The organism is Emticicia sp., from assembly GCF_049241225.1.
Lineage (GTDB): Bacteria > Bacteroidota > Bacteroidia > Cytophagales > Spirosomataceae > Emticicia.
This window is the reverse complement of record NZ_JBMLRC010000092.1, coordinates 1837-12340: the sequence shown is the minus strand read 5'-3', so window position 1 is coordinate 12340 and position 10504 is coordinate 1837. Positions and strand designations below refer to the sequence as shown.

Genomic DNA, 10504 nt, shown 5'->3' with positions numbered 1-10504 from the left:
TAACCGCTTTTTATCTCGATTGCTCCAGTACCCGTTTGTTTTACAGCTTCCAAACGCTGCCAAGCTTGCTCAAAAAGTTCATTTTCCGAAGTTTCGGCAATTCGCTTGGCCGAATTCAAAATTCCGCCACCTTTTTGTGCAATTTCGGCATAACTCAGTCCTTTTATTTTATCAATAAATTCATTCTCTCGGCTTCCTGCATAGACAATATGCGTGTGCGAATCGCACCAAGTTGGCATCACGAATGCTCCTTTTGCATCATAAATTTCATCGGTTTCATTGCTCAAATCTAAGGCCTGCATCAAACCATAATCAGCAATTTTTTCGCCCTTAATTCTTAAAAAAGCGTTTTCGAGCAGTGGCAAATCTGCCATTGCTACACCTCTTAGCAATTGAGGGTTTTCTCTAACTCCGATGAGTTGTTTGATGTTGATAATTAGCATTTTATTCTTAAATTATTGCGATTGGGCTTCTGTGAGGTCAAAAGACCATTTCTTGTAAAGTCGTATATCTATTGACCTCATCCCAACCCTTCTCCTCATAGGAGAAGGGCTAAAAGTCTCCCTCTCCTCGCAGGAGAGGGAGATTTAGAGGGTGAGGTTCTACTTAGCGATATAAACTTCTCTTATTAAAAAAGTCTCTCTTTCAAATCCAAACGATGTTGACGAGCCACATCTTTGGCAATATCATAGCCTGCATCGGCATGGCGAATCACGCCCATTGCGGGGTCGTTGTGCAAAACTCTTTTTAGTCGTTTGGCGGCATCTTCCGTGCCATCGGCCACGATTACCATTCCTGCATGAATTGAATAACCCATGCCCACGCCGCCGCCATGATGCAACGAAACCCAACTTGCACCGCCCGCAGTATTTATCAAAGCGTTCAAAACAGGCCAGTCGGCAACGGCATCAGAGCCGTCGAGCATGGCTTCGGTTTCTCGGTTGGGCGATGCCACCGAACCTGTATCCAGATGGTCTCGACCAATAACGATTGGGGCTTTAACTTTGCCAGTTCGAACCAATTCATTGAATGCTAAACCTGCTTTTTCTCTTTCGCCTTGTCCCAGCCAACAAATGCGGGCGGGTAAGCCTTGAAAAGCAATGCGTTCTTGGGCCATTGTCATCCAGCGTTTCAAAGATTCGTTTTCGGGGAAAAGAGAAAGAATCAATTCGTCGGTTACTTTAATATCTTCGGGGTTGCCCGAAAGTGCTGCCCAACGAAATGGGCCTTTTCCTTCGCAGAATAGTGGACGAATATAAGCAGGCACAAATCCAGGGAAATCGAAAGCATTTTTTAGCCCTTGCTCGTAGGCTCTTCCACGTAAATTATTGCCATAATCGAAGGTAATTGCTCCTTTTTGCTGCAATTCGAGCATTAATTCTACGTGCAAACGCATCGAACGATTCGCCATTTCGAGGTATTGTTCGGGGTTTGTTTCACGCAAAATATTAGCTTGCTCTTGCGAAATTTCATGCGGAAAATACCCAATAATTGGGTCGTGGGCAGAAGTTTGGTCGGTCAGAATATCGGGCGTGATATTTCGCTCAATACATCTTTGCAGCAAATGAATAATATTGCATTTTACGCCAATAGACAAGGCTTCACCGTTGATTTTTGCTTCAACAGCACGGTCAATTGCTTCATCAATATCTGTAAAATAAATATCCAAATAACGAGTTTCGATGCGTTTCAAAATACGCCATTCTTCCACTTCGGCCACTAAACAAACGCCATCGTTCATTGTCACGGCCAATGGTTGAGCTCCGCCCATTCCGCCCAGACCTGCGGTGATTGAAAGTGTGTTTTTTAGAGTATTGCGGTTCGCCGCCCGATTGAAGTGTTTGCGAGCAATCGCCGAAAACGTTTCGTAAGTGCCTTGTACAATTCCTTGCGAACCAATGTAAATCCAAGAGCCAGCAGTCATTTGTCCGTACATCATTAAGCCTTTTTGTTCGAGTTCGCTGAAATACTCCCACGTTGCCCACTTCGGAACGAGTTGAGAATTGGAAATCAATACCCTCGGAGCATCTTTATGAGTTGGCAAAATACCCACAGGTTTTCCTGATTGAATGAGTAAGGTTTCATCTTCTTCTAAATTCTGTAAAGCCTTGATAATCAAATCTAAAGATTCGATATTTCGGGCAGCTTTTCCACGTCCGCCATAGACAATTAAGTCTTCGGGACGTTCGGCCACTTCGGGGTCGAGGTTATTCAGAAGCATTCTGAGGGCAGCTTCTTGCACCCAACCTTTACAAGTAAGTTTATTGCCAGTTGGGGTTTTATATTTTGCGAAATCGTAAGTGTTTTCTATGGTTTTCATAATTATTATTTTTATTCACGTTTTATAATTTCCTCCCCTTTTTTCAAGGGGAGGTGTCCTGACGATAGTCGGACGGAGGGGTTTTTCGGCGTAGAACAGGCTTTTTCCCCAATTTTACTACCCTTTGTTAACCGTGCGACGGTCACCACCTCCCCTTAAAAAAATCAAGAAAAATGATTTTTTAAGGTACTCCTCCTTGAAAAAAGGAGGAGAAAGTTTGTACTCTATATTTTTATTTCTTTCAAAAACTCCACCGCCAATTTCATATCATTGTGCAGCACTCGGTCGGCTTCGTTGAATGAGACTTTTTTGCGGAAATCTTCATAAACTTGTTCAATAACGGGTGAGCTTTTGAGCGGTTTTCTGAATGCTAATGCCTGTGTAGCAGTCAGTAATTCTATCGCCAAAATTCTTTCTACATTATTCAGCACTCGCAGATTTTTTGTGGCGGCATTTGCTCCCATGCTCACGTGGTCTTCTTGGCCGTTTGATGAAACTATAGAATCGACACAAGCTGGTGTGCAGAGTTGTTTGTTTTCGCTCACGATTCCTGCGGCGGTATATTGCGGAATCATCAAGCCCGAATTTAGACCAGAATTTTTGACCAAAAACAAAGGTAAACCACGTTGCCCCGAAAGCAATTGATAAATACGTCGCTCAGAAATACTGCCGATTTCGGCCATTGCCATGCTCATCAAATCAAAGGCGATTGCCAATGGTTGACCATGAAAATTTCCGCCCGAAAGAATTAAATCATCATCGGGGAAAATATTCGGATTATCGGTCACGGCATTGATTTCTTGCAAGAAAGTTTTACTCACAAAATCAATCGAATCTTTGCTTGCACCGTGTACTTGCGGAATACAACGAAACGAATACGGGTCTTGAACTTGTGTTTTTGTTTGATTGGTTATTTGGCTGTTAGTCAGGTATTTACAAATCGTTTCGGCGGTTTCTACTTGCCCCTTGTGCGGACGAATCGAATGAATTTTTGGGTGAAAAGGTTGTAATGAAGCATCAAACGCATCAATCGAAATCGCCGAAATTAAATCTGCTATTTTGAGGAGTTTTTGAGCCTTTAATAAACTATAAATTCCATAAGCGGCCATAAATTGAGTGCCATTGATAAGGGCAATTCCTTCTTTGCTTTGTAGCTCGATAGGCTGCCAACCAAATTGGTCTAAAACTTCTTTTGCGACTCTTTTTTTGCCCTTAAAATTTACTTCTCCTAAACCAATCAGCGGTAAAGCCAGATGCGAAAGCGGAGATAGGTCGCCCGAAGCTCCGAGCGAACCTTGTGCATAAATAACAGGTGTAATATCGTAATTATAAAAATCTATTAATCGCTGAACAGTTTGCTCTTGCACACCCGAATGTCCGTAGGCAAGCGACTGGATTTTCAAGAAAAGCATCCATTTTACAATCTCTTTCGGCACTTCATCGCCCATACCACAAGCGTGCGATTGTAATAGATTATATTGCAGTTGAGCAATTTGTGTTTTATCAATCGCTACATTTTGTAAAAATCCAAAACCAGTATTGATGCCATAGAAAAGGCAATCGCTATTGTTGAGTTTTTGGTCAAGAAAATCTCGACAATGATTGATTCGGTGGCGTGCTGTTTCCGAAAGTTCGAGGTCGTGCGTATGTGTCGAGATTTGCTGCAAAGTATCAATATCGAGCCAATCTTGGTCAATGAGGTGTGTGCTTTTGTCGATGATTGTCGTTAGCATGGTTAAGCCTGATTTTTTGACAAAATTCGAGTATTCAATTAATAATAAAAAATAGTATTTTTATGTTTTATTAATCACATTTAGTGATTAATAAGGTTTTGCATTTTTTGAAGGGAACAGGATTAATAGGTTCTAAAATTTCCCCTCCTTTTTAAGGAGGGGTGGCAAAATTCTGACGAAGTCGAATTTTGACGGGGTGGTCTTTAGCGTAGAATTAGTTTTTTTCAATTTTCACTACCAATGTTTACCACCTCCCCCTCAAAAAACACATGAAAATGTGCTTTTTGAGGGTACTCCTCCTTGAAAAAAGGAGGAGAAATTAAAACAAAAATAGAACCAATTAACCCTGCCTTTGAAGGGGGCAGTGGCGACCGCCGCACGGGATGTCATCTATCAAAAAATCAATAAAAACATTTTAATCTCACCCGCTGGCATAGAATTTTCATGAAAGTATTTAGCTTTACACAACCAACAACAGCAAACGTAATTAATGACAAGAATAGCAAAGACTATCAATAAAAAGCCCGATGTGGTGCTTATTGGGGCAGGAATAATGAGTGCTACACTCGGAATCATGCTCAAAGAGTTTCAGCCCGACCTCACGATTGAGGTTTTTGAGCGACTGGATTTTGTAGCGGGCGAAAGCTCAGATGCGTGGAATAATGCAGGAACTGGGCATTCGGCACTTTGTGAATTAAATTATACCCCCGAACTCGAAGATGGTTCGATTGATTGCAAAAAAGCCATTGCGATTGATGAAGCCTTTGAGACTTCTCGCCAGTTTTGGGCTTTTTTGGTCGAGAGAAATATCGTTCAATCGCCCGAAAGTTTTATTCGCAGTATTCCTCACATGAGTTTTGTTTGGGGCGAAGAAAACGTTACGTACCTCCGAAAACGTCATGCGGCACTTACAAAATATCATCCTTTTAAGGGCATGCAATATTCAGAAAGCCATGCACAGTTAAAAGAATGGATGCCGATTGTGATGGAAGAGCGTGACCCCAGCCAGCACGTGGCGGCTACAAAAATGGATATCGGCACTGATGTTAATTTCGGAGCTTTAACTCGTGCTTTGCTCGACTATTTAGATGGTTTAAATGGCGTGAATATTCATTTACACCACGAGGTAGAAGATATTGAGCGAGAAGATGATGAGAAAAAATGGACGATTGAGGTAAAAAATTTAGATAATGGTAAAGAAACCGAGGTGAAAGCCAAATTCGTGTTTATCGGAGCGGGCGGAGGCTCATTGCATTTACTCGAAAAGGCTGATATCCCCGAAGGAAAAGGTTTTGGTGGTTTCCCTGTGAGTGGACAATGGTTGAAATGTATTAACCCCGATGTGATAAATGCCCACCATGCCAAAGTGTATGGCAAGGCGTCGGTTGGAGCTCCACCGATGTCGGTTCCGCACTTGGATTCTCGTATGATTGATGGCGAAAAAGCCTTGCTTTTTGGCCCTTATGCAGGTTTTTCTACGAAATTCTTGAAAAATGGCTCTTATTTCGATTTACCGACTTCAATCAAATGGTCGAATCTCATTCCGATGATTTCGGCTGGTTTAGATAATATTCCGCTTACAAAATACCTAATACATGAGGTTATGCAATCGGAAGAGGCAAAATTGGAGGCTCTCCGAAATTTTATGCCGACCGCCAAAATGGAAGATTGGGAATTGGAAATTGCTGGGCAACGGGTGCAGGTAATCAAAAAAGACGACGAACACGGTGGTGTTTTGGAGTTCGGAACAGAAGTGGTGAGTGCCGCCGATGGCTCGTTGGCTGCTTTGCTGGGTGCTTCGCCTGGGGCTTCGACCTCGGTTTCGATTATGCTCAATGTGATTAAAAAATGTTTCCCAATACAAATGCAGTCGGACGAATGGCAACAGAAAGTTAGGCAAATGATTCCGTCGTATGGCCGTCCGCTGATTGAAAATCCAGCTTTGTGCGATGAAGTGAGGGTATGGACAAGTAAGGTTTTAAAACTGAACGGATAAAAAATGGAAATCAGACAGCTTCGTTATTTTCTGATGCTTGCCCAAGAGCTGCACTTCAAGCGTGCAGCCGATAAGCTATTTATTGTTCAGCCCGCACTTACCAAGCAAATTCAAGATTTAGAGGCCGAGTTGGGCGTAATACTTTTTGATAGAAACAAACGAAATGTGAAGCTTTCGGTGGCAGGGGAGTATTTCAAAACAGAAATAACGAAGCTTTTTGAGCATTTAGAAAAGTCGAAAAACGAAATAAAGCAAATAGAATTGGGGCAAAAAGGTGAGTTAAAAATAGGTTATGTTGGCTCGTGTATTCATACTTTTTTGCCCAATTTGCTCGGAAATTTACACGATAAATACCCAGAAATCCATACATATTTATCAGAAATGACTTCGGCTTCGCAACTTTTGGGGGTTCAGAAAGGCGAGTTGGACATTGCTTTTCTACGCAATCCGCCGCCCAATAAGCGTTTCCTGCAACGAATTGTTTTTCAAGAAAACTTTGCTTTAGTTTTGCCCAAAAACCATTGGCTTGATGCAACGAATTTTCAATCAATGGCACAAGTTGCCAACGAAAAGTTTATTCTTCCCACCAAAACCGATGGCGAGATTTACCACAATCTACAATGGAGTATTTGTGAAGATGCTGGTTTTTCTCCACAAATTTCGCACGAAACCGTACATGGTTATACAACTCTGAAATTAGTCGAGAATAATTTGGGCATTTCGCTGATTCCGATTTCATTTGAACGAGTAACCAACGCCGCCATTAAATTTATCGAACTGCAATATATTCCGCAAAAAGCAGAAATTACGGCTTTATGGAATCCACAAAACCCAAATCCGAGTTTGAGGCGATTTTTGGAGGTGCTACCTTAATTTTCGTACGGTTATTGGTGTACATTGATTATTAAGTTGAACAATTTTTAAGGAATTGCTGTCTCCACTAAAACCACAAGAAGTCTGACATTTTGCTGTGTATGAACCTTCTTTCAGAACGGTAATAGTTGTTCCAGTTGAACCATTGCTCCAGAGAACTGTTCCCGAACAACCAGTTGCCGTGAGTGTAGCATTATCAATTCCACACAGAGCAGTTTTGGTACTTGTAATGCTTGGAGCTTGTGATATGTTTGTAGCTCCAATAACAACATTGTTAGAGACAGCCGAACCACATATAGTATTACAAGTAACTGTATAAGTACCTGGCTGCGAAATTTGCACAGAAGTGGAGGTCATTCCGTTGCTCCATATCACTACACCGTTACAACCGCTTACAAGTAAATTTGCTGTTTCTCCACCACAAATGGATGCCTTATTAGAGGTTGCGGTTGGAGTAGTTGGTAAAATGCCACTTCGCAAAATAATTGCATTTGAAGGTCCACTTTCCCCACATTGGTTTTTACAAATAACAGTATAAGTACCTGATGTAAATAATTGAATAGACGTAGTAGTTGCTCCTGTTGACCAAACTACTTGTCCTGAGCAGCCCGTTGCCGATAATGTTGCCGATTCACCATCGCATAAAATAGTTTTATTAGTAGAAATAAATGGTGCGGCTGGCAGGTATCCTTGCTGAATAGTCCATGTATTCGAAGGATTGCTATTTCCGCACGATGTTTGGCAAATGGCCGAATAAGTCCCTGTTTGTGTGACTGTTATGACCGATGTAGTTGCTCCTGTATTCCATAAAACAGTGCCATTACAAAGTGAAGCTGTTAGCGTAGCAGAAGAGCCATTACAAATTGTATTTTGATTGGAAGACACAAGAGGCGTTGTAGGAGTAGCACCACTTTGTGAAATAGTAATGATGTTTGATGGTGGACTCGTTCCGCAGGAATTTTGGCATTGAACCGAATAAGTTCCTGTTGTTGAAACCACAAGAGATGTTCCTGTACTGCCATTGCTCCATAAAAGTGTGCCATCCACACAAGCACTCGAAATCAATGTAACAGTTGGGTTTAGACATAATTCGCCATTTAATGCTGAAATGACAGCAGGATTGGTACTGATAGCGGAGATTACTAAAGTATCAGAATTAAGACTACGGTTATCATCTTTCGTACAAAAGGCGTAATATTCTCCTGCGGTATCTACCGAAATGCTGCTACCCGTAAAGCCATTGCTCCAAGTGATTATTCCTGTGCAATTTGTTGCAGTTAATACTGCTCTTTCTCTATTACATAATGAAGTTTTATCAGTAGTGATTAGAGGCTTTGGTAGAACATTTACTTGAATAGTATTAGAAACAGTACTTCTACACGGTGAGCCTTGACAGTAAGCATTATAAGAGCCATCAGCCACTACTGTAATACTTGTTCCTTCCGCCCCATTATTCCAAATGACAGTTCCATCGCAGCCGCTTGCTATTAAGGTATTTGCATTTTGAGTGATTATTGGAGCCGTTGACGGAAGTATCGTTACCGTAATTGTATTAGAAATTTCGCCAGTTGGCACGCAAGTAGCGAAATAATTACCTGTTTGAACGGCATGAATCGCAAATGGATTGTAGGTATTACCATTATTCCAAATGATATTGCCTGAGCAGCCCGTAGCAACAATATTTACCGAATCGTTACTGCAAATAGTAGTTGGACCAACAGCACTGATAGTGAATGTATTATCGTTCCCGAAAGCAAAAATAGAACATGTCAATAGCAAAAGTGTAGTGAATATACGCATGGATTATTTTTTGGTTGATAACTAAAAAAAACGCAAAAACCATTCCAAATGTAGCCACTTAATCAGTAATTTAACGTGAGTTCGGGGTTGTAAAAAATGTAAAGAGTTTATAACAAATGAGTTATCTGTATAAAATTACTTCATCGTAATTAAATATCGGTAGAAAAAAATGACCCAAAGACTTTTAAAGCCCCATCGGGACGATCGTCAATATAAAGCCCCCTCTGGGGCAAATACAAGCTATTTCAATCCCAAACTCACGTTAATTTATTTGTTGATAAATATCTGTGTAAAAAACAAATAACCATCAGCCCGACGCACAATTCCGACGCCAGTGAGCGTAAATTTGCCTTCAATATTTTTTCGATGCCCAGGGCTTTGTATCCAACGATTCACTACTTCTTGTGCCGAAAATTTTCCGTAAGCCACATTCTCTGCAATGGCGTTTGATAACTCAATTTGGCTCATCAGTCTATCGGCTCGACCATCAAAACCATCGTGTCCGAAATCTACTCGGCTATCGGCCATGTTTTTGCTGTGTTTTAGGGCTTCCGCAGTAATTAATGGCATCATTTTGAGTGGTGCTAAACCTCGGCCTCTGCGGTATTGATTCACATAATCTAACACCGATTGTTGAAGCTGAACTTCTCCATTGATTTGTTCGGGCGACTGTGAGCAGGCTTGAAGTGAAAGTAAAATGAAAGCACAAAAGGCAAAAACGAAGACATTTTTCATCATAAAATTATCAGTACGTTTATCCTAACGTAATTGATGGGGTTTTGTATTGTATTAGTTTTAATTTTAAATCAAAATCATTGAGCATTTGTCTGATAAACAAGGTTTTATGTTGTTTCTTAAATTATTTTAAGAATATTTTTCTCGGAATAATATTTAATAAAATTATTACCCTATTTTTATGGATAAATGTCTGTAACTCAAAGTTATAGGCAAAACTCAACCTTCAATCTATAAAACTATAATGCGTAAAACTTTTTTATTACTGAGTTTTGTGCTGCTGGGTGCTTTTGGGCATCAGGCAACGGCACAAGCTAAAAAACAGCCATTGATTGTCTTCGTAACTGGCGACCACGAGTACAGTGGTGAATTCACGCTTCCATTAATCGCTGCCGAACTCGAAAAAAACTACGGTTTCCGAACCAAAGTTTTGAAGGCTTATCCCAACCAAAATGCCGAAAAAGACATCCCAGGCTTAGAGGCTTTGCAAGAAGCTGATTTGGCAGTTTTCTACCTCCGTTGGCGACAACTTCCGCCTGAGCAACTCGAACACATTGAAAAATATCTCAAATCAGGAAAGCCAGTAATGGGTTTCCGAACAACTACTCACGCGTTCAATTTCCCTAAAGGTGATGTTTCCGAACGTTGGAATGCCTTTGGCGAATTTGCTCTTAATGCACCTCCAGGTTGGGGCGGAAAAGCTGCTCACACGCACTACGGACACGAAAGTAGCACCGATGTTTCGGTCATTGAAGCAGCAAAAAAACACCCGATTCTGACTGGTGTTGCTCCCAATTTTCATGTGCGTTCGTGGTTATATCGAGTTTTGCCCGATTATCCAACCAAAGGCTCTGAGTGGCTTTTGATGGGGAAAGCTGTAAACCCCGATAAAGCTGCCATCGAAAACCCTGTTGCTTGGACAGGTACAAATTCGTTTGGTGCAAAGGTATTTACTACTACAATGGGACACCCCGAAGATTTTCAAGTAGAAGCTTTCCAACGCCTCATTATCAATGCTATTCATTGGGAACTGGGCAAAAAAGTGCC

7 protein-coding genes and 1 pseudogene are annotated in these 10504 nt (G+C 41.2%); 3 read left to right on the top strand and 5 right to left on the bottom strand.

The features are described 5' to 3' along the window. From ACOVO2_RS05485 to hutH, 3 genes and pseudogenes are all read right to left on the bottom strand, one after another. A pseudogene (locus tag ACOVO2_RS05485) lies at positions 1–443 on the bottom strand (imidazolonepropionase); the annotation flags it as partial. Positions 444–628: 185 nt separating this feature from the next. After that, the gene (hutU, locus tag ACOVO2_RS05480; RefSeq protein ID WP_421768994.1) at positions 629–2320 is read right to left on the bottom strand and encodes a urocanate hydratase; all 1692 of its coding nucleotides are present in this window, start codon (positions 2318–2320) and stop codon (positions 629–631) included. A gap of 224 nt (positions 2321–2544) precedes the next feature. After that, positions 2545–4053, bottom strand: a complete 1509-nt coding sequence (hutH, locus tag ACOVO2_RS05475) for a histidine ammonia-lyase (protein ID WP_421768993.1) — start codon at positions 4051–4053, stop codon at positions 2545–2547. Between the two features lie 490 nt (positions 4054–4543). On the opposite strand from hutH, the gene ACOVO2_RS05470 reads away from it, so the two are divergent. Further along, a complete protein-coding gene (locus tag ACOVO2_RS05470; protein ID WP_421768992.1) occupies positions 4544–6049 on the top strand; it encodes a malate:quinone oxidoreductase in 1506 nt (501 codons plus the stop codon). Between the two features lie 3 nt (positions 6050–6052). Further along, positions 6053–6922, top strand: coding sequence for a LysR substrate-binding domain-containing protein (locus ACOVO2_RS05465; RefSeq protein ID WP_421768991.1), 870 nt, complete (start codon positions 6053–6055; stop codon positions 6920–6922). Here the strand turns inward: ACOVO2_RS05465 and ACOVO2_RS05460 are convergent. Beyond that, the gene (locus tag ACOVO2_RS05460) at positions 6914–8722 is read right to left on the bottom strand and encodes a hypothetical protein (RefSeq protein WP_421768990.1); all 1809 of its coding nucleotides are present in this window, start codon (positions 8720–8722) and stop codon (positions 6914–6916) included. The two genes, ACOVO2_RS05465 and ACOVO2_RS05460, sit on opposite strands and share 9 nt — an antisense overlap. Before the next feature lie 267 nt (positions 8723–8989). After that, complete coding sequence (locus ACOVO2_RS05455; protein ID WP_421768989.1) at positions 8990–9460, bottom strand: CAP domain-containing protein; 471 nt, start codon at positions 9458–9460, stop codon at positions 8990–8992. A gap of 241 nt (positions 9461–9701) precedes the next feature. Here ACOVO2_RS05455 and ACOVO2_RS05450 point away from each other — a divergent pair. Further along, positions 9702–10504, top strand: an 803-nt coding sequence (locus ACOVO2_RS05450; protein ID WP_421768988.1) for a ThuA domain-containing protein, incomplete at its 3' end; no start/stop codon positions are given.

Bases quoted from the DNA above. Each gene is read 5' to 3' on its own strand.
- hutU (WP_421768994.1), bottom strand. From the start codon at position 2,320: ATGAAAACCATAGAAAACACTTACGATTTCGCAAAATATAAAACCCCA.
- hutH (WP_421768993.1), bottom strand. From the start codon at position 4,053: ATGCTAACGACAATCATCGACAAAAGCACACACCTCATTGACCAAGAT.
- ACOVO2_RS05470 (WP_421768992.1), top strand. From the start codon at position 4,544: ATGACAAGAATAGCAAAGACTATCAATAAAAAGCCCGATGTGGTGCTT.
- ACOVO2_RS05465 (WP_421768991.1), top strand. From the start codon at position 6,053: ATGGAAATCAGACAGCTTCGTTATTTTCTGATGCTTGCCCAAGAGCTG.
- ACOVO2_RS05460 (WP_421768990.1), bottom strand. From the start codon at position 8,722: ATGCGTATATTCACTACACTTTTGCTATTGACATGTTCTATTTTTGCT.
- ACOVO2_RS05455 (WP_421768989.1), bottom strand. From the start codon at position 9,460: ATGATGAAAAATGTCTTCGTTTTTGCCTTTTGTGCTTTCATTTTACTT.